The following is an 18,755-nucleotide window of genomic DNA, read 5'->3' on the forward strand; positions in this document are numbered from 1 at the left end:
GGCTACCGGCTATGAGAAGGCGAACGGAACAACACCGGGGCAACTCAGTCACACCAGTGGACGCGCAGTTTCGCGCCGTCGAGATCGATCGCGTTGAGGATGGGATACAGCTGCGGATTGTTGCTTTCCAGCGCGTGCTTGAGCACTTCCAGCTTCTGCTTGCCACGCAGCAGCAACAGGCGCTGGCGGCTCTGCTTCAGGCCATGCGGCGTGAGGGTGATGCGCAGCGGCCACTGGTTCGCACCGGGGCAGCCGGTGGCATCCAGCGCCGCGTAGGGCAGGGTGCTTTCCAGTGCGCGGGTCAGATCCTTCGAACCCGGGAACAGCGAGGCGGTGTGGCCGTCATTGCCCATGCCCAGCACGCTCACGCAGGGCCGCTGGCTGTGCCGGGCCTGCAGGTTGGCGCTGTAGACGCACTCGGGCAGCGGCTTGCCGACCCGCACCAGCGGATCGAAATGCGCGCCTTCGGCACGGGTGAGAAAGCTCTCCTTCACCAGCCATGCATTGCTGTCGCGATCCTGCGGCGAGAGCCAGCGCTCATCGGCCAGGCTCACTTCCACCCGGTCCCACTGAACGTCCAGCTCGGCCAGCGCCTGGTAGACCGGCGCCGGCGTGGTGCCGCCGGAGAGCAGCATGCGCGCCCGGCCGAACTCGGCGATGTCGCGGTTGAGCTCGGCGGCCATTTCGGCGGCCACGGCCTCGATCCAGCCATCGGCATCGCCATGGCGGATCAGGGTGAAACGATCGGACGTATCCAGGGTATTCATGCGGTGCCTCCCGGCAGATCGCGTTCCACATCCGCCGCATACGCGGCCGCGCCGAGCAGGCCGGGGCTGGGGTGCATCACCGCCAGTGACGGCACCTTGGACATGATCGAAGAGAAGCGGCCCTTGTGTTCAAAGCGCTGGCGGAAGCCGGAGTGCTGCAGCGAATCGAGCATCTTCGGCACCAGGCCGCCGGTCAGGAACACGCCATCCCAGGCGCCCTGCATCAGCACCAGGTCACCGGCGATCGCGCCGAACACCGCACAGAACACATCCACGGTCCGCATCGCCTGCGGGTCGCCATGCAGCGCACGCGCGGTGACGTCCACCGGCTGCAGCTGGCCCGGGTCGATGTCGGCCATCTCGCACACGGCGCGATGGATGTTGACCAGGCCGGGTCCGCAGATCAGGCGCTCGTTGGAGACACGGCCGAACTGTTCGGACAGGATTTCCAGGATGCGGATCTCTTCCGGCGTCCCGGGCGGGAAGCTGACGTGGCCACCCTCGGTTTCCAGCGGATAGCAGCGGCCGTGGCGCAGGATCAAGCCGCCCACGCCCAGCCCGGTGCCGGGGCCGATCACCGCGTAGTTGCGCGGCTGGCCCGGCTTGCCCGGCACCCACGCCGCGCCGCCGACCTGGATCACATCGTGCGGCTGCAGCAGCGAGATCGCCATCGCCTGGGCGGCGAAGTCGTTGATCAGGTGCAACTCATCGAAGCCGAGCATGTGCGCGGTGCGCATGCGCGAGATCACCCACGGGTGATTGGTGATGCGCGCTTCGTCACCGTCCACGCGGCCGGCCACGGCGAACACGCCGCGCTTGGCTTCCGCGCCGATCTGTTCGAGATAGTGCCGTGCGGCCTCGCCCAGTGAAGGGAACTCAGCGACGGCGAATTCGCGGATGCTGTCCTGCTGCAGTGGCGCGGCCAGCGAGGTGTCGGCGAGCGCGAAGCGAGCGTTGGTACCGCCGATATCCGCGACGAGGACCGGCTGGGACAACACCGTCATGCCTGGCCACCACGGGCAGCGTCGGCGTCGGCATCGGCGGGCAGGAAGCCGGCCGCTTCTTCCGGACCCCATTCACCGGCCGGGTAGGGCTGCAGCGGCAGCTTGGCTTCCTTCCATGCGTCGCTGACGCTGTCGATCCAGGCCCAGGCCGCGCGCACTTCGTCATCACGCACGAACAGCGCGTGGTTGCCGTTGAAGGCATCCAGGAACAGGCGCTCGTAGGCGATGCGGCGGTGCAGGCCGGTGGGTACGGACAGTTCCAGTTCCAGCGGGTGCAGTTCCAGCGCGCCCCATTCCGGGCCGGCCAGCGAACTCATCAGGCCCAGCTCGATGTTTTCCTGCGGCTGCAGCTGGAAGGTGATCCGGTTCGGGGTGGCGTTGCCGCGGTGCGGTCGTTCGAACAGCCAATGGGTGACCGGCTTGAGCGTGACCACCACGCGGGTGGTGCGCTCGGCCAGGCGCTTGCCGGTGACCAGATGGAACGGCACGCCGGACCAGCGCCAGTTGTCGATATGCGCGGTGACGCCGGCGAAGGTTTCCACATCGCTGCCTTCCGGCGGCTGGTAGGCCTGCGCGGGCTGGCCATTGATGGTGCCGGCGGTGTAGCGGCCACGCACGCTGTCACGCGCGGCGTGCTTGGCATCGAGCGGGCGCAGGGCGCGCAGCACCTTGACCTTCTCATCGCGGATGCGATCGGCTTCCAGCGAGGCCGGCGGCTCCATCGCGACCAGGCACAGCAGCTGCAGGATGTGGCTCTGGACCATGTCGCGCAGCGCACCGGAGCGGGCGTAATACGCATCGCGGCCGTCCACGCCCTCGCTCTCGGCGACCAGGATATGCACCGATTCGATGTAGTTGCGGTTCCAGACCGCCTCGAGCAGCGTGTTGCCGAAGCGCAGCGCGATCAGGTTCTGCACCGCGGCCTTGCCCAGGTAGTGATCCAGGCGGAACACGCGGTCTTCGTCGATCCACTGGCCGATGGTGGAGATGATCTCCTCGGCGCTGGCGCTGTCGCTGCCGATCGGCTTTTCCAGCATCAGCCGGTGCGGTGCGGCCAGGGCGCCGCCCTTGGCCAGGCCTTCGCAGGTGGAGATGTACAGGCCCGGCGGGATCGCCAGGTAGCTCACGCACTTGCGGTCGACCAGGTCATGGACCGATTCGGCCACGGACTCGGGATTGCGCAGATCCACCGAACGGTAGTCGATGCGCTGCAGCAGCGAGTGGATGTCGTCCTGGGTGGCCATGGGCATGGCCTGCTGCAGGCGCGGGCGCAGGATCTCGCGGAAGGCCTCGGTATCGTGCGGCGACAGCGCCAGCGCACGGACCTTGAAGTCTTCGGGGAGCAGGCCGTCGCCCAGCAATCGCAGCAGCGAGGGGAACAGATAGCGCTGGGCCAGGTCACCTGTGGCGCCAAACAGGAAGAGGGTGTCGTGCATCGCTCGAGTTTCAGATCCGGGTGACATCGTTGTCAATCGCTTCTCGTCTATGTTCTCGGGGGTCGGGCGGGGTCCGTTGTCTGCTTGTTGCAGGTGCAGCACGCCCCATGGATTCCGCCCGGCATGATGGCCTGCCGACCGGGTGTCGTGGGAGATATCGCATCCTCCCCGGCATCCCGATCACGGCCGACCATCGGATAGTGCCACGTGAAAACGTTTACATGGCAGAATGCGCAGACTGTATTCGATTGCAGTGGTCGCCGTCATGCGGCACCACGCCATCGACCTGCCATCGGGAGGGCCGAAGGCAGTTCCGCATAACAGCCCGGAGACCGGGCGGACTGGAATGGTGATATGGCAAAAGTGCAGTTGCAGGGCGTTCGCAAGGTCTACGACAACGGTCAGGTGGCCGTGCAGGGCGCGACCTTCGAAGTGGCCGATGGTGAATTGATGGTGCTGGTGGGGCCGTCGGGGTGTGGCAAGTCCACACTGCTGCGCATGGTCGCCGGCCTGGAGGAGATCAGTGGCGGCACGCTGACCATCGGCGAGCGCGTGGTCAACGACGTGGCGCCGAAAGATCGTGACATCGCCATGGTGTTCCAGAGCTACGCGCTCTACCCGCACATGACCGTGGCCGAGAACCTGGCCTTCGGCCTGAAGCTACGCGGCCACGACAAGGCGACGATCAGCAAGCGGGTCAGCGAGGCGGCCGAAACGCTGGGTCTGACCGACATGCTCGACAAGCTCCCCAAGGCGATGTCCGGCGGCCAGCGCCAGCGCGTCGCGCTGGGCCGCGCCCTGGTGCGTGAGCCGGCGGTGTTCCTGCTGGATGAGCCGCTCTCCAACCTGGATGCGAAGCTGCGCCACAGCGTGCGTACGGAAATCGCGCAGCTGCACCGCAAGCTCGGCACCACGATGATCTACGTGACCCACGATCAGGTGGAAGCGATGACCCTGGGCCAGCGCATCGTGGTGCTCAAGGACGGCGTGATCCAGCAGATCGATACCCCGATGGCGCTGTATGACCGTCCGGCCAACCTGTTCGTGGCCGGCTTCCTCGGCAGCCCGGCGATGAACGTGCTGCGCGGCACCCTGCAGCGCACCGACAGTGGCTATGCCGTGCAGGACACCGGGCTGACCGCGCCGCTGGGCCAGGCCCGGATCGATCAGGCGTGGGTCGGCAAGGCGATCGCCGTGGGCGTGCGCCCGGAGCATCTGCAGCCGGTCGCCGCCGGGGATGCGACCGCGTTCGAGGCGATGATCGATGGCATCGAGCCGGTCGGCAACGAGATCTTCGTCAACATGACCAGTGGCGGCCAGCCGTTGGTGATGCGCGTGGCGCCGCAGGCGTTGCCCTCGGTGGGCGAGCCGATCCGTGTGGCGATCCACCCGCAGGGCCTGCATTTCTTCGATGCAGAGACCGGCGAGCGGTTGAACGACGCGTAACACGCGGCCGGGTTACGGGGTTGCCGGCCAGCGGCCGGCACTACCCGTGCCCGAATCCGGCAGTGCCACCAGATCCGGCAGTGCCACCAGATCCGGCAGTGCCACCAGATCCGGCAGTGCCACCAGATCCGGTAGTGCCACCAGATCCGGTAGTGCCACCAGATCCGGCAGTGCCACCAGATCCGGTAGTGCCGGCCGCTGGCCGGCTCCCCGTACACCCATCAACGTTCATGGCGTGCCGCATCGATCAACGGTCGATGCCTACCGGGTCTACCGCGCCAGACCGTCCAGCAAGGGCAGGTGAGCGGCCTGGACCCCGCCGACGCTCAACGGCTCCGGCGCGATCTCCAGCGGCAGTACCGCCAGGGCCAGGTCACCGGCCACCGACGCGACCGTGCCGATCGCCGCCTCGTTCTGATGTACCTGCGTGCCGCTGGTCGTGCCCTCCACGACCCGCAGCAGCTGCAGGGCGCGCTTGGCCTTGCCCAGGAAATGGGTGCGGGCCACGATTTCCTGGCCCGGGTAGCAGCCCTTCTTGACGCTGTACCCGTTCAGGCGGTCCAGCCCCAACTGCTGTGGCGTCCACTGCTCGCGCTGATCGGCGTCCAGTCGCGGCAGCCCGTAGCGCAGGTCGGACTGGCGCCAGGCCAGCGCGATATCCGCACTGTCGGCCGCAGCGGCCACGGCATCGGCCGCGCCGATCCGCAGGCTGCGCGGAAGCACATCGCTGCCGAGGTCCAGTTCGAGGTTTTCGCCGGCAAGTTGCGCAATCGCGGCCCCGGAGGCCGCTTCCGGCGCGGTGAAGCTCGCCACCACGGCCAGGTCGTTGCGCACCTCGATCCGGACCTTGCGGCGGAATACAAAACGCTGCAACTGCGACGCAATCGCATCGGCGTCGCCGTCGGCGAGCAGCAGCACGATGCGCTCCTCCTCCAGCCGCAACAGCTGGAACACAGCAATGGTGCGGCCCTTGGCCGTCAGCCAGGCACTCCACTGCCAATGCCGCAGGGGCAGGGCGGTGACATCGCTGGAGAATTGGGCATGGGCAAAGGCGGCCGCATCGGCACCGCTGAGACTGAGCAGCTGGTGACCGGAAAGGCGCGAAAAGCCGGCGAAATCGGAGGGCAGGTTGTCAGGCACGTGAACGGGGTCTAAAATTTGTGCGTTGCGAGAACACCCATGATAGGCCAAACAACCCCCACTCCAGATTCTGAAGCTGAAGGCACGCTGGTACCGGAGGAGCAACCGCTCCCCGCGACGCCGGCAGTGCCTTTGGAAATCGGCGGCCGCGGCGGACTTGATCCGGTGCGGTACGGAGATTGGGAAAAAAACGGACGCTGCATCGATTTTTGATCAGCATTGAGCCAACGCGGCATTGCGCCGCCCAGCCGAGATAACGAGCCCAGCGAATGGCCGCCAGAGAACGTCCCCTTTCCCCGCACCTTCAGGTGTATCGCTGGCAGATTCAGATGGCCACCTCGATCCTGCATCGAGCGACCGGCATCTTTCTGTCTGTTGGAGCCCTGATCATTGCCGGCGGCCTGCTCGCCCTGATGATGGGTCCTGAATCCTGGAACTGCTTCACCGGCCAGGCCGGTAGCTGGTACGGCAAGCTCTTCCTGTTCGCCTGGACCTGGTCCTTCGCCTACCACCTGTGCAATGGCATCCGCCATATCGTGCAGGACTTCGCGATCGGCTTCTCCATCCCCGCCTTCGTGCGCAGCAGCTGGGTCTCGGTGTTCGCCAGCCTGGTGATCACCGCCCTGATCTGGGCCTATGTCTTCATGGGAGCGGCCGCATGAACAAGTACCGTACCCCGCTGAAGAACGTGCGTGGCCTGGGCGCCGCCAAGACCGGCACCGAGCACTTCGTGATGCAGCGCCTGACCGCCACCGCGCTGGTCGGCCTGAGCATCTGGTTCCTGGTGTTCGTGCTGAGCCTGATCGGCGCCGATTACGTGACCGCCACCGACGCGGTGTCCAAGCCGTGGAACGCGGTGCTGCTGGTCGGCTTCCTGGTCGCGATGTTCTGGCATGCCCAGCTCGGCCTGCAGGTCGTGCTGGAAGACTACATCCACAATTCGCTGCTGGCCCTGGCGCTGCAGACCACGGTGAAGTTCATCGCCGTGCTCGGCGGGATCGTCAGTGTTTTTGCGGTCGCCCGCATCGCGCTCGGCGTCGCCTGAGTCCAGGCACCAAGACAGGAATCCAGATTAGATGTCCGCTTACAAGATTACGGAACACAAGTACGACATGGTCGTGGTCGGCGCCGGCGGTGCTGGCCTGCGCGCCACGTTCGGTCTTGCCGCCAAGGGCCTGCAGACGGTCTGCCTGACCAAGGTCTTCCCGACCCGTTCGCACACCGTGGCCGCGCAGGGCGGTATTTCCGCCGCGCTGGGCAACATGGGTGAAGACGACTGGCGCTACCACTTCTTCGACACCATCAAGGGCTCGGATTGGCTGGGTGACCAGGACGCCATCGAGTACATGTGCCGCGAAGCGATCCCGGCCATCATCGAACTGGAACACTATGGTGTGCCGTTCAGCCGTACCGAAGAAGGCAAGATCTACCAGCGCCCGTTCGGCGGCATGACCACCAAGTACGGCGAAGGCCCGTCCGCGCAGCGCACCTGCGCCGCGGCCGACCGTACCGGCCACGCCATGCTGCACACGCTGTACCAGCAGTCGCTGGCGCACAACGCGCGCTTCATGATCGAGTACTTCGCGCTCGACCTGATCTTCGATGACGAAGGCGTCTGCCGCGGCGTGCTCGCGCTGGACATGGCCGACGGCTCGCTGCACCTGTTCCGCGCCCATGGCGTGGTGCTGGCCACCGGCGGCTACGGCCGCGCCTACTTCAGCGCCACCTCGGCCCACACCTGCACCGGCGACGGCGGCGGTCTGGTCATGCGTGCCGGCCTGCCGATGCAGGACATGGAGTTCGTGCAGTTCCACCCGACCGGTATCTACGGCGCGGGCTGCCTGATCACCGAAGGCGTGCGTGGCGAAGGCGGCATCCTGCGCAACAGCAACGGCGAGCGCTTCATGGAGCGCTATGCACCGCACTACAAGGATCTGGCCTCGCGCGACGTGGTGTCGCGCTCGATGACCATCGAGATCCGCGAAGGCCGCGGCGTCGGCGAGCACAAGGATCACATCCTGCTCGACCTGACCCACCTCGGCCCGGGCGTGATCGACGACAAGCTGCCGGGCATCGCTGAAAGCGCCCGCATCTTCGCCGGCGTGGACGTGCACAAGCAGCCGATCCCGGTCATCCCGACCGTGCACTACAACATGGGCGGCATCCCGACCAACTACCACGGCGAAGTCGTGCGCAAGGTCGGCGACAACCCCGATGCGGTCGTGCCGGGCCTGTACGCCATCGGCGAAGCGGCCTGCGTGTCCGTGCACGGCGCCAACCGCCTGGGCTCCAACTCGCTGCTGGATCTGGTCGTGTTCGGCCGTGCGGTGGCCAACCGCTGCGCCGACACCATCAAGTCCGGCGCACCGCACAAGACCCTGCCGTCCGATGCCTGCGACAAGGCCCTGGGCCTGCTCGACAAGCTGCGTTACGCCAACGGCGACACCCCGACCTCGGTCATCCGCGATCGCATGCAGCGCACCATGCAGAACGACGCGGCGGTGTTCCGTACCAGCAAGACGCTGGAAGAGGGCTGCACCAAGATGGCCGAGATCTTCGACTCCTTCCAGGACGTCAAGGTCTCCGACCGTTCGCTGGTGTGGAACTCGGACCTGATCGAAACCTACGAGCTGAACAACCTGCTGCTCAACGCGGTGGCGACGATCAACTCGGCCGAACAGCGCAAGGAAAGCCGCGGCGCGCATGCGCATGAGGACTTCCCGGACCGCGACGACGTCAACTGGCAGAAGCACACGCTGGTCAACGTCGACGAGAACGGCAAGTGCGAGTTCGACTACCGTCCGGTCCACATGTACACGCTGAGCAAGGACGTGGACGTCGTCCCGCCCAAGCCGCGCGTTTACTAAGAGACCTGCGGCATGACCTCCGTCCACGCAGCGCTCGCCACCGCCACCTCCCGCACGGGTGGGGTGGTGCGTGCGCCGCGGGCCGGTGGTGTCGACTTCCTCATCTTCCGTGCTACCCGCGCCTGCTCTGCAGCGCGAGCCGCCTGAGCCAACGAGAACAGCCATGGCCGAGTTTTCCCTCCCCAAGAATTCCAAGATCGGAAAGGGCAAGCACTTCCCCGCCCAGACCGGTGCGAAGAACACCCGCACCTTCAAGATCTACCGCTGGAGTCCCGACGACGACAGCAATCCGCGCACCGATACGTATGAGATCGATCTGGACGCCTGCGGCCCGATGGTCCTGGACGCGCTGATCAAGATCAAGAACGAGATCGATCCGACCCTGACGTTCCGCCGTTCGTGCCGCGAGGGCATCTGCGGTTCGTGCGCGATGAACATCGACGGCACCAACACGCTGGCCTGCACCCGCGCGATTGCCGATTGCGGCAAGGCTGAAGTGCCGATCTACCCGCTGCCGCACATGAGCGTGGTCAAGGATCTGGTGCCGGACCTGACCCACTTCTACGCGCAGTACGCCTCGATCAAGCCGTGGATCCGTACCCAGACCCCGCCGCCGCCGGATCGTGAGCGCCTGCAGTCGCCGGAAGACCGCAAGAAGCTCGATGGCCTGTACGAGTGCATCCTGTGCGCCTGCTGCTCGACCAGCTGCCCGAGCTACTGGTGGAACGGCGAGCGTTACCTGGGCCCGGCCATCCTGCTGCAGGCCTACCGCTGGATCATCGACTCGCGCGATGAAGACACCGGTGCGCGCCTGGACGAGCTGGAAGACCCGTTCAAGCTGTACCGCTGCCACACCATCATGAACTGCTCGCGGACCTGCCCGAAGGGCCTGAACCCGGCGCTGGCCATTGCCGAGATCAAAAAGCTGATGATGGCGCGCCGCGCCTGATCCACGTATGTCCTGTAGAGCCACGCCATGCGTGGCTTCGCAGAAAAAGATCGAAACAGTAGAGCCACGCCATGCGTGGCTTTGCCTTATCTGGAAACGCAGAAAATGGACGAAGCAACCGAACTGAAAAAGCTGCGCTGGCGTTGCCGCCGCGGCATGCGCGAGCTGGACCAGCTGTTCGGCCGTTATCTGGACCGTTGCTGGCTGCAGGCACCGACAGACGAGCGCGAGGTTTTCCTGTTCCTGCTCGAGAGCGAGGACGATAAGTTGTGGCGCTGGTTCATGGGTTACGAGGAGTGCCCGCATGCCGCGCCCGCCGCCCTCATCGCCCGGATCCGCGCCCTTCCAGCGTGAGTGGTATCCCTCGCGCTGGCAGTGCCGCGCGCTGATCGCCATGGGCGCTGTGATGCCCTGGGCAGTGTGGGCGACCGATCTGCCCGCGCCGTGGGGCGTGCCGCTGGGCATGGTGGCGATGGCCGGCACCTGGTGGGAGGCGTGGCGATATGCGCGCCGCCCGGGCTGCGTCTTCGTGATTCCGGCGGACGAAGACCCGGTGCAGGTGGATGGCGAGCCGGTCGAGGCGCTGCAGATGCGGTGCCGCGGCCCGCTGGTGCAGCTGGGGTGGCGCCAGGACGGCCGCCGCCATTGGCGCCTGTTCTGGCCCGATACCCTTCCCCCGGGGCAGGCACGTGAACTGCGACTAGCCGTCCGGGCACACTGCATTTCCCGTTCACCCCCTGCAGTGGCACCATAGCCTGAATTGTCCGGCGTACCTGCATGTTCAAACCCATACCTGTCTCGATTGGCCTGCGCTACCTGCGCGCCAAACGCCGCAACGGCTTCATCTCCTTCATCTCCATGGCCTCGATCCTCGGCATCGCCCTGGGCGTGACCGTGCTGATCACCACGCTGGCGGTCATGAGCGGTTTCCAGAAGGAAATCCGCGATCGCCTGCTGCAGATGACCGCGCATACCACCATCACCACCGACGGCGCCCCGATGGCCGATTGGGCGCATGCGGTGGAGGTGGCCAAGAAAGATCCGCGGGTTGCCGGCGCGGCGCCGTACATCGAAATCCAGGCCATGCTCAGCGGTCCCCGCGTTCAGGGCGCCATCGTGCAGGGCATCGACCCGGCGCTGGAGCCGAACGTCTCGGTGATCAACCAGAAGGTCAAGAAAGGCAGCTTCGACAGCCTGACCGCGGGCAGCTACAACCTGCTGGTCGGCCAGGAACTGGCGATCTACCTCGGTGTCGGCGTCGGCGATACCGTGCTGGTCACGTTGGCCGAAGTGCAGGGCACGCCGATCGGCGCGATCCCGCGCATGAAACGCTTCACCGTGAGCGGCATCTTCGAAGCCGGTTACAACGAGGTCGACCGCGGCGTGGCCTACGCCAACATGGCCGATCTGGAAAAAGTACTGCGCATCGATGGCGTCACCGGTGTGCGCCTGAAACTGCATGACATGGACAAGGCGCTGGATGTCGGCGTCGATCTGGCCCACAACCTGACCGGTGCCTACCGGGTCAGCGACTGGACCCAGCAGAACGCCAACCTCTACCACTCGCTGCGCATGGAGAAGGTGGTGATGGGCATTCTGCTCTCGCTGATCATCGCCATGGGCGCGTTCAACCTGGTCTCCTCGCAGGTGATGCTGGTCACCGACAAGCAGGCCGACATCGCGATCCTGCGCACCCTGGGCCTGACCCCGGGCGGCGTCATGCAGGTGTTCATGGTGCAGGGCTCGCTGATCGGCATCTTCGGTACCGTGCTCGGCGTGATCGGTGGCATCACCCTGACCTTGAACCTGGAGCGCATCCTCGGCGCGATCGAGACGCTGTTCAACGTCAAGCTGCTGCCGGAGGACGTTTACTACATCACCGGCCTGCCGACCGACATGCAGACCCCGGACATCATCGTGATCACCGCCGTGGCGCTGGTCATGAGCTTCCTTGCCACCCTGTATCCCGCCTGGCGCGCGGCACGTACCCAGCCGGCGGAGGCCCTGCGTTATGAATGAAGCACTCACCCTGGGCCAGGAAGTCATCCGCGCCGAAGCGCTGGCCAAGACCTATGCCGAAGGCCGCATGCAGACCCCCGTGTTCAACGGGCTGGACCTGCGCGTGGCGGCCGGCGAGACCGTGGCCATCATCGGCGCTTCCGGCGCCGGCAAAAGCACCCTGCTGCATCTGCTCGGTGGCCTGGATACGCCGACGGCGGGCGAGGTCTACGTGGCCGGCCAGCGCATGTCCGGCCTTTCCGACAGCCAGCGCGGCCAACTGCGCAACCGCGCGCTCGGCTTCGTCTACCAGTTCCATCACCTGCTGCCCGAATTCACCGCGCTGGAAAACGTGATGATGCCGGTGCTGCTGGGTGGCGAAGAAGTGGTCGACGCGCGCACCCGTGCGCAGGCGCTGCTGGAATCGGTCGGCCTGGGCCATCGCCTGGACCACAAGCCGGGCGAGCTGTCCGGCGGTGAACGCCAGCGTGCGGCCGTCGCCCGCGCCTTGGTCAACCGCCCGGCCTGCGTGCTCGGTGATGAGCCGACCGGCAACCTGGATGACAAGACCGCTGCGACCGTGTTCGAGCTGATGCTCGAGCTCAACCGCGCGCACCACACCAGCCTGGTGCTGGTGACCCACGACCGCTCCCTGGCGCGCAAGCTGGACCGCGTGCTGGAGTTGCGCGAAGGGCGGCTGCACAGCCTGGCGCACAGCGAGGTCTGAGCAGGCAGCAGCGCCTGCCTGGGCGCTGAACACCCGGCGGGTTCCTCTCGCCGGGACCACGCCGGGCGGCGCATGATCGGCGCACAGTCCCCAGCAGGAGGCGTCATGAAGCAGACCCTTGCCATCGCGGCCCTGTGCCTTGGGCTGGCCGCGTGCGCCAGTACCGGCCGCCTATCCACCGCGCAGAAGCTCGATCTCTACCGCGCCCACGCCGGGCCGCCGCAGCAGGACATGCCGCTGTACGGCTCGCTGTCGGGCTGGACGGCTCTCGGCGACAGTGCGCTGGCGGTCTGGACGCGCCCGAGCGAGGGCTATCTGCTGGATCTGGCCGGACCGTGCCAGGGGTTGGACTACGCCTCGGCGATCGGCCTGACCAGCCGGATCGGGCGCGTTTCGTCACGCTTTGACAAGGTGCTGGTGCGCGACCCGACGGCCGGCCCGGTGAATCTGCCGTGCTTCATCAGCAGCATCCGCAAGCTGGATACCAAGGCGTTGCGGGCGTCCGAGCAGGAGCTGCGCCAGGCGCAGGTGCAGGAGCGCGAAGAAGGCCAGCAGGCGCCGACCCCGTAGTGCCGGCCGCTGGCCGGCAACCGGATCCCGACCATACCGACCGCTGGTCGGTATCACCGGCGATCAGGCCTCCGGTACGAACCCGGCCGGCTTCTCCGCGCCACCGCTGAACAGGTATTTCACCAGCTCTTCTTCCAGGAACGCGCGGTGCTTGGGATCGCGCGGCGACAGCCGGTTTTCATTGATCAGCATGGTCTGGTGCGCCAGCCACGCGGCCCACGCCGGCTTGCCGATGTGGTTGAAGATGCGCTGGCCCAGTTCGCCGGGGTAAGGCACGAAGTCCAGGCCTTCGGCGTCGCGTTGTTCGTACTGGCAGAAAACGGTGCGGGGCATAGCGTTACTCGTTGTCTTGGGATGTTGCTGCGCGCCGCATTGTACGGCGCTTGGGCTGAGCGGGCGGTGCACCCGTTTCCAGCAGCTTGCGGATCGGCGCGGGCAGGCCGAGCGTGGCCAGTTCCTCGGCGGCGACCCAGCGCCGCCCTGCATCGTTGCCGCGCGCGCCCTGTACGGTTGCCACCAGCACCTGCAGATGCAACCGGTAGTGGCTGAAGGTGTGTTCCAGCAGCGGCAGCGGCTCGGCATCGTCCAGCGAGCCGTCGATGTGCGCGTCGAACCAGTCCTGCAGGGCGATCCCGCTGTCGGCCTGGGGCAGGGTCCATAGCTGCGCCCAGATGCCGGTGTCCGGCCGTTTCTGCAGTAGTACGCGGCCGCGTGCATCGCGCAGCAGCAACGCTACCGCCTCGCGCTCAGGCAGGGTCTTGCCCGGTTTGGGCGTCGGCAGCTGATCGGTGCGGCCTTCACGACGGGCAACGCAGGTCGCCTGCAGCGGACAGATCACGCAGGCGGGCCTGCTGCGGCTGCAGACGCTGGCGCCCAGGTCCATCTGCGCCTGGGTGTAATCGACCATGCGCGTGCCAGGCACCTGCGCTGCGTGCGCCTCGGCGACCGCCCACAGCTGCTTTTCGATCGCCGGCAGGCCGGGAAAGCCCTCGATGCCGTGATAGCGGGTCAGTACGCGCTTGACGTTGCCATCGAGAATCGCGAACCGGTCACTCCAGGCCTGGCTGAGGATCGCGCCCGCAGTGCTGCGGCCGATGCCCGGCAGCGCATGCAGTGCATCGAAATCACGCGGCAGCTCGCCGCCATGCAGGTCCACGCAGCGCTGCGCGGCGGCATGCAGGTTGCGTGCACGGGCGTAGTACCCCAATCCCGCCCACTGCGCCATCACCGCGTCATTGCTGGCGGCGGCCAGGTCGGGCAGGGTCGGGAACGCCGCGAGGAACTTCAGGAAGTACGGGATGACCGTGCTGACCTGGGTCTGCTGCAGCATGATCTCCGACAGCCACACCCGGTACGGCGAGCGCGGGTGCTGCCACGGCAGGTCATGCCGGCCGTGATCGTCGAACCAGTGCAGCAGCCGCGAGACGAAGACATCGTCGGTCGGCAATACGGCGCTGGCGGGAGGCTGGCGGGTCATGCAGATTCCGGAGAAGGACGGGAGCCACGCCATGCGTGGCTGCATCGGCAGCCGGGGAGACCGGTCACGGAGGTGAAGCAGCCACCCATGGGGTGGGTCTACAAGTGAAGCCGCTGCCTGGCCCGGCGGTGATCAGGCGCCGAGTGCTTCGGGCAGCAGGGCGTCTACAAAGGCTTCCGGGTCGAACACGCGCAGGTCTTCCGGGCGCTCGCCGATGCCGCAGAAGCGGATCGGAATGCCGAACTCGCGGGCGAGCGCGAACACCACGCCGCCCTTGGCGGTGCCGTCCAGCTTGGTCACCACCAGGCCGGTCACGTTGACCGCCGCGTGGAACTGGCGCAGCTGCGAGAGCGCGTTCTGGCCGGTGGTGCCATCGATGACCATCAGCACTTCATGCGGCGCATTGGCATCGATCTTGCCGAGCACGCGGCGGATCTTGCCGAGCTCGTTCATCAGGCCGGCCTGGGTATGCAGGCGGCCGGCGGTATCGGCGATCAGCACCTCGGTGCCGCGTGCCTTGCCGGCCTGCAGTGCATCGAAGGCGACCGAGGCCGCATCGGCGTTCTGACCCTGCGCGACCACGGCCACGCCGTTGCGTTCGCCCCAGGCCTGCAACTGCGCGACGGCAGCGGCACGGAAGGTATCGCCGGCGGCCAGCATCAGGCTGTGGCCGTCGTCCTTGAAGCGCTTGGCCAGCTTGCCGATGGTGGTGGTCTTGCCGACGCCGTTGACGCCGACGGTGAGCACCACGAACGGCTTGGCGGTGCGGTCGATGACCAGCGGCCTGGCGACCGGCTGCAGGATCGCGATCAGCTCGGCGCGCAGCGCGGTGAGCAGCGCATTGGCATCGGTGAACTCGCGCGCCTTCATGCGCTTGCGCAGGCCTTCGACCAGCGCCGTGGTCGCGCCGACGCCGACATCGGCGGTGATCAGCGCGGTTTCCAGTTCGTCGAGCAGGTCGTCATCGAGCTTGGGATTGCGCGAGAACAGGCCCCCGAAACTGCGTGCGATCACGCTGTTGCGCAGGCGCTCGCGCCAGCCGCTCTTGCCGGCAGCGGCGGGGGCCATGTCCTGGGAGGTCGGTCGCTCGGTCACGATGGCCGGGGCGACCGGGTCAACCGTAGTGATCGGAGCTGGAACAGCCGACGGCGCAACGACGGCCGGCGCCGGGTTGCTCACGGGAGCGGCCGGAACCGGGGTGGGCGCGGCGGGCGCGACACGGGCCTCCAGGGGCGGCTCTTGAACCGGTGCAGCTACCGTCGGGGCAGGGGAGATAGGCTCCTGAACAACTGGCGCGGCCACCGCGGGTGCAGGGGCTGCCGGCGCCGGGGTCACCGGGGCAGGCACCACAGGTGCAGCCACCACGGGCGCGGGAATGACCGGCTTGGGAACCACTGGGGTCGGCGCGATCACGCGCTCCACCGGCGCGGCTGGCTCGGCAGCGGGAACAGGGGTTTCCACCACGGGCGGCAGCGGCGCAGGCGCCGGCGGTGCAGCAGGCTCGGTCCTGGCCTGCGGGAACGCGGCAGCCAACTCCTCGGCGGAGTAATGCTGGGTCTTGGCCGCCTCTTGCGGGGCGTCCTGGGGCTTTTTGCGACGGAAGAAGCTGAGCATTGGCAAAAGACGCTGAAATCAGAGGGCTATGCTACCACTGCGCCCCGAATGCCCATGGGCGTGCAGGTGCGGTGGGGCGGGACTCAAGTAATGGCCGATGCGGCCGTTACCGGTTGTGAAGGGCTGCGCCATGCGGGCGCGGCCGGGACCGCGAAACGGTGAACGATGAGCGTGATGTCCATTGCCAGCGCCGGCATGCGTGCCGCTTCGCTGGGCGTACAGGCGGCCGTCTCCAACGTGGCGCGATTGCCGGTGGCTGATTCCACGCGGCTGGGGATCGCGCAGGCCGCAACGGCAGGGGGCGGTGTCACCGCCACCGTGGTCGCCGCACCTGACGATGCCAACGCGCCCATCGCGGATCTGCTCACCGCCAAGCAGGCTGCGCTGGCGTTTGCCGCCAACGCCACCGTGATCCGGCGTCAGGACGAGATGCTGGGCACCCTGCTCGACCGCTGGGCCTGACCCGAGCGCACGCGCTGACCGCCGCGCGGCGCCATGCACCATCAACCGCGGCGGGCGCCGACCCGTGGCCGGCACCCACCTGCAGCACGACTTACGCCGACAGCTCCAGCAACAGCTTGTTGAGCCGGCGCACATACGCTGCCGGGTCCTTCAGCGTGTCGCCCGCGGCCAGCGCGGCCTGATCGAACAGCACGCGGCTCAGGTCGTCGAAGCGCGCGGCATCGCCTTCCTGATCCAGCTTGCCGATCAGCGGATGGGCAGGGTTGAACTCGAACACCGGCTTGCTGTCCGGCACCTTCTGCCCACTGGCTTCCAGGATCTGGCGCATCTGCAGGCCCAGATCCTGCTCGCCGATCGCCAGGATCGCCGGGGAGTCGGTCAGGCGGTGCGAGACGCGCACGTCGGCGACGTCATCACCCAGCGCGGTCTTGATGCGGTCCACCAGCGCCTGCTTGTCCTTGGCGACGGCTTCCTGGGCCTGCTTGTCTTCGGCGCTTTCCAGCGCGCCCAGGTCCAGGTCGCCACGGGCGACATCGACGAACGACTTGCCATCGAACTCGGTCAGGTACCCCATCAGCCATTCGTCGATGCGGTCGGTGAGCAGCAGCACTTCCACGCCCTTCTTGCGGAACACTTCCAGGTGCGGGCTGTCCTTGACCTGGGTGTGGCTGTCGCCGGTCAGGAAGTAGATCTTGTCCTGGCCCTCGATCATGCGGCCCACGTAGTCGGCCAGCGAGACGCTGGGCTCGCCACTGGCATCATGGGTGGAGGCGAAGCGCAGCAGGCCGGCGATCTTTTCGCGGTTGCCATAGTCTTCGGCCGGGCCCTCCTTGAGCACCTGGCCGAACTGCTTCCAGAAGCCGGCATAGACCTCCGGCTTGTCCTTGGCCAGCTTCTCCAGCATGTCCAGCGAGCGCTTGGTCAGCGCCGACTTCATCGAATCGATGACCGGGCCGGACTGCAGGATTTCGCGCGAGACGTTCAGCGACAGGTCGTTGGAATCCACCACGCCCTTGATGAAACGCAGGTACAGCGGCAGGAACTGCTCGGCCTGGTCCATCACGAAGACGCGCTGCACGTACAGCTTCAGGCCCTTGGGTGCGTCGCGGTGGTACAGATCGAACGGCGCATGGCCGGGCACGTACAGCAGCGAGGTGTACTCGAGCTTGCCTTCGACCTTGTTGTGGCTCCACGCCAGCGGATCCTGATGGTCGTGCGCGGCGTGCTTGTAGAACTCCTGGTACTCGGCGTCGCTGATCTCGGTCCGCGGGCGCGTCCACAGGGCGCTGGCACGGTTGACGGTCTCCCATTCAACCTCGGCCGGGGCGTCGTCGCCGTGGTGTTCCTTGACCATCTGGATCGGCAGGCCGATGTGGTCGGAGTACTTCTTGATGATGCCGCGCAGGCGCCAGCCGTCGGCGAAGTCGCGCTGGTCGTCCTTCAGGTGCAGCACGATGCGGGTGCCGCGCTCGGGCTTGTCGATGGGTTCCACGTCGAACTCGCCTTCGCCGCGCGAGGACCAGTGCACGCCCTCGCTGGCGGGCAGGCCGGCGCGACGGGAATAGACGTCGACCTGGTCGGCGACGATGAAGGCGCTGTAGAAGCCGACGCCGAACTGGCCGATCAGCTGGGAGTCCTTCTTCTGGTCGCCGGAGAGCTGGCGCAGGAAGTCGCCGGTGCCGGATTTGGCGATGGTGCCCAGGTGGGCGATCGCTTCATCCCGGCTCATGCCGATGCCGTTGTCGTCGATGGTCAGGGTGTTGGCCGTGGCATCGAAACTGACGCGGATGCGCAGGTCGCCGTCGTTTTCGAGCAGGGCCGGCTGGGTCAGCGCTTCGAAGCGCAGCTTGTCCGAGGCGTCGGCCGCGTTGGAGATGAGCTCGCGAAGGAAGATTTCCTTGTTGGAGTACAGCGAGTGGATCATCAGCTGCAGCAGCTGTTTGACTTCGGTCTGGAAGCCCAGGGTTTCTTTTTGGGTCTGCACGGTCATGGGTCGTGTTGCTCCTTGGGACATTGCCGCGCCCGGCGCGGCGGCTGGCTCAAGGGGTAGGGGTGGATTATCCCGAATTCAAGAGTGTCGGCAGCTTCGGGGGCTGAATCGCAAGCAGGAGCGCGGCGCCTGCATGTCCGTGTGGGAGGGCGGCGGGTACGGGGGGCCGGGACGCGGCGTGAACCCATCCATGGGGCCTCGTGGGCAGCATCCATGCTGCCCAACGGTCCCGGCCCCCGTACCCGCCACCCTCTACAAGGTGGGTCGGACGTGCGACAGGTAGAGCCACGCCATGCGTGGCTGCATTT

The 18,755-nt window shown here is 66.8% G+C and carries 21 protein-coding genes; 12 read left to right on the plus strand and 9 right to left on the minus strand.

Features of this window, described 5'->3' with window-relative positions:
- Window positions 1-44 precede the first annotated feature (44 nt).
- The 3 genes from pgl to zwf are packed head-to-tail and all read right to left on the minus strand — an operon-like array spanning window position 45 to window position 3,207.
- Complete coding sequence (pgl, locus tag ABE422_RS16210) at window positions 45-767, minus strand: 6-phosphogluconolactonase (protein ID WP_346483325.1); 723 nt, start codon at window positions 765-767, stop codon at window positions 45-47.
- Window positions 764-1,771, minus strand: a complete 1,008-nt coding sequence (gene glk, locus ABE422_RS16215) for a glucokinase (protein WP_313217922.1) — start codon at window positions 1,769-1,771, stop codon at window positions 764-766. The genes pgl and glk overlap by 4 nt, the downstream gene beginning before the upstream one ends.
- Window positions 1,768-3,207 carry a glucose-6-phosphate dehydrogenase gene (gene zwf / locus ABE422_RS16220; RefSeq protein WP_346483326.1) on the minus strand — a complete coding sequence of 480 codons (1,440 nt, stop codon included), beginning with the start codon at window positions 3,205-3,207 and terminating at the stop codon, window positions 1,768-1,770. Before zwf ends, glk begins: the two co-directional genes overlap by 4 nt.
- 354 nt (window positions 3,208-3,561) lie before the next feature.
- Here zwf and ugpC point away from each other — a divergent pair, with 354 nt between their 5' ends.
- Window positions 3,562-4,653: a sn-glycerol-3-phosphate ABC transporter ATP-binding protein UgpC gene (ugpC, locus tag ABE422_RS16225; RefSeq protein ID WP_346483328.1), complete on the plus strand. Its 1,092-nt coding sequence runs from the start codon at window positions 3,562-3,564 to the stop codon at window positions 4,651-4,653.
- Between the two features lie 12 nt (window positions 4,654-4,665).
- Here the strand turns inward: ugpC and ABE422_RS16230 are convergent, their stop codons facing one another.
- Both ABE422_RS16230 and ABE422_RS16235 read right to left on the minus strand, forming a co-directional pair.
- Window positions 4,666-4,875 carry a hypothetical protein gene (locus tag ABE422_RS16230; protein WP_346483329.1) on the minus strand — a complete coding sequence of 70 codons (210 nt, stop codon included), beginning with the start codon at window positions 4,873-4,875 and terminating at the stop codon, window positions 4,666-4,668.
- A 48-nt stretch (window positions 4,876-4,923) separates the two neighbouring features.
- Window positions 4,924-5,793, minus strand: coding sequence for a folate-binding protein (locus ABE422_RS16235; RefSeq protein ID WP_346463684.1), 870 nt, complete (start codon window positions 5,791-5,793; stop codon window positions 4,924-4,926).
- A 39-nt stretch (window positions 5,794-5,832) separates the two neighbouring features.
- Between ABE422_RS16235 and ABE422_RS16240 the strand changes: the two genes are divergently transcribed.
- From ABE422_RS16240 to ABE422_RS16285, 10 genes are all read left to right on the plus strand, one after another.
- Window positions 5,833-6,006: a DUF1674 domain-containing protein gene (locus tag ABE422_RS16240; RefSeq protein ID WP_102788321.1), complete on the plus strand. Its 174-nt coding sequence runs from the start codon at window positions 5,833-5,835 to the stop codon at window positions 6,004-6,006.
- Window positions 6,007-6,062: 56 nt separating this feature from the next.
- Window positions 6,063-6,455 (plus strand): succinate dehydrogenase, cytochrome b556 subunit, encoded by a 393-nt coding sequence (gene sdhC / locus ABE422_RS16245; RefSeq protein WP_313211464.1) that lies wholly within the window; start codon window positions 6,063-6,065, stop codon window positions 6,453-6,455.
- Window positions 6,452-6,838, plus strand: a complete 387-nt coding sequence (sdhD, locus tag ABE422_RS16250) for a succinate dehydrogenase, hydrophobic membrane anchor protein (RefSeq protein ID WP_313211466.1) — start codon at window positions 6,452-6,454, stop codon at window positions 6,836-6,838. Before sdhC ends, sdhD begins: the two co-directional genes overlap by 4 nt.
- Before the next feature lie 31 nt (window positions 6,839-6,869).
- Window positions 6,870-8,660, plus strand: a complete 1,791-nt coding sequence (gene sdhA, locus ABE422_RS16255; protein ID WP_121041870.1) for a succinate dehydrogenase flavoprotein subunit — start codon at window positions 6,870-6,872, stop codon at window positions 8,658-8,660.
- 163 nt (window positions 8,661-8,823) lie between these two features.
- On the plus strand, window positions 8,824-9,609 hold the full coding sequence (locus tag ABE422_RS16260) for a succinate dehydrogenase iron-sulfur subunit (RefSeq protein ID WP_088432210.1): 786 nt from the start codon (window positions 8,824-8,826) through the stop codon (window positions 9,607-9,609).
- Window positions 9,610-9,714: 105 nt separating this feature from the next.
- A complete protein-coding gene (locus ABE422_RS16265) occupies window positions 9,715-9,963 on the plus strand; it encodes a succinate dehydrogenase assembly factor 2 (protein ID WP_019183252.1) in 249 nt (82 codons plus the stop codon).
- Window positions 9,914-10,363: a hypothetical protein gene (locus tag ABE422_RS16270; protein ID WP_313211471.1), complete on the plus strand. Its 450-nt coding sequence runs from the start codon at window positions 9,914-9,916 to the stop codon at window positions 10,361-10,363. The genes ABE422_RS16265 and ABE422_RS16270 overlap by 50 nt, the downstream gene beginning before the upstream one ends.
- A 23-nt stretch (window positions 10,364-10,386) precedes the next feature.
- Window positions 10,387-11,628 carry a lipoprotein-releasing ABC transporter permease subunit gene (locus tag ABE422_RS16275; protein ID WP_088432207.1) on the plus strand — a complete coding sequence of 414 codons (1,242 nt, stop codon included), beginning with the start codon at window positions 10,387-10,389 and terminating at the stop codon, window positions 11,626-11,628.
- On the plus strand, window positions 11,621-12,334 hold the full coding sequence (gene lolD / locus ABE422_RS16280) for a lipoprotein-releasing ABC transporter ATP-binding protein LolD (protein WP_121041874.1): 714 nt from the start codon (window positions 11,621-11,623) through the stop codon (window positions 12,332-12,334). The genes ABE422_RS16275 and lolD overlap by 8 nt, the downstream gene beginning before the upstream one ends.
- Window positions 12,335-12,439: 105 nt before the next feature.
- Window positions 12,440-12,904 carry a DUF6491 family protein gene (locus ABE422_RS16285; protein ID WP_088432205.1) on the plus strand — a complete coding sequence of 155 codons (465 nt, stop codon included), beginning with the start codon at window positions 12,440-12,442 and terminating at the stop codon, window positions 12,902-12,904.
- Between the two features lie 63 nt (window positions 12,905-12,967).
- Here the strand turns inward: ABE422_RS16285 and ABE422_RS16290 are convergent, their stop codons facing one another.
- From ABE422_RS16290 to ftsY, 3 genes are all read right to left on the minus strand, one after another.
- Complete coding sequence (locus tag ABE422_RS16290; RefSeq protein ID WP_019183247.1) at window positions 12,968-13,237, minus strand: oxidative damage protection protein; 270 nt, start codon at window positions 13,235-13,237, stop codon at window positions 12,968-12,970.
- A gap of 4 nt (window positions 13,238-13,241) precedes the next feature.
- Window positions 13,242-14,381, minus strand: coding sequence for an A/G-specific adenine glycosylase (gene mutY, locus ABE422_RS16295; protein ID WP_346483330.1), 1,140 nt, complete (start codon window positions 14,379-14,381; stop codon window positions 13,242-13,244).
- A 132-nt stretch (window positions 14,382-14,513) separates the two neighbouring features.
- Window positions 14,514-15,995 (minus strand): signal recognition particle-docking protein FtsY, encoded by a 1,482-nt coding sequence (gene ftsY, locus ABE422_RS16300; protein WP_346483331.1) that lies wholly within the window; start codon window positions 15,993-15,995, stop codon window positions 14,514-14,516.
- A gap of 165 nt (window positions 15,996-16,160) precedes the next feature.
- On the opposite strand from ftsY, the gene ABE422_RS16305 reads away from it, so the two are divergent.
- A complete protein-coding gene (locus ABE422_RS16305; protein ID WP_313211481.1) occupies window positions 16,161-16,457 on the plus strand; it encodes a hypothetical protein in 297 nt (98 codons plus the stop codon).
- A 91-nt stretch (window positions 16,458-16,548) separates the two neighbouring features.
- Here the strand turns inward: ABE422_RS16305 and htpG are convergent, their stop codons facing one another.
- On the minus strand, window positions 16,549-18,447 hold the full coding sequence (gene htpG, locus ABE422_RS16310; protein WP_313217930.1) for a molecular chaperone HtpG: 1,899 nt from the start codon (window positions 18,445-18,447) through the stop codon (window positions 16,549-16,551).
- Between the last annotated feature and the right edge of the window lie 308 nt (window positions 18,448-18,755).

This window comes from Stenotrophomonas sp. TWI1151, assembly GCF_039673135.1.
In the GTDB taxonomy this organism is placed as follows: Bacteria; Pseudomonadota; Gammaproteobacteria; order Xanthomonadales; family Xanthomonadaceae; genus Stenotrophomonas.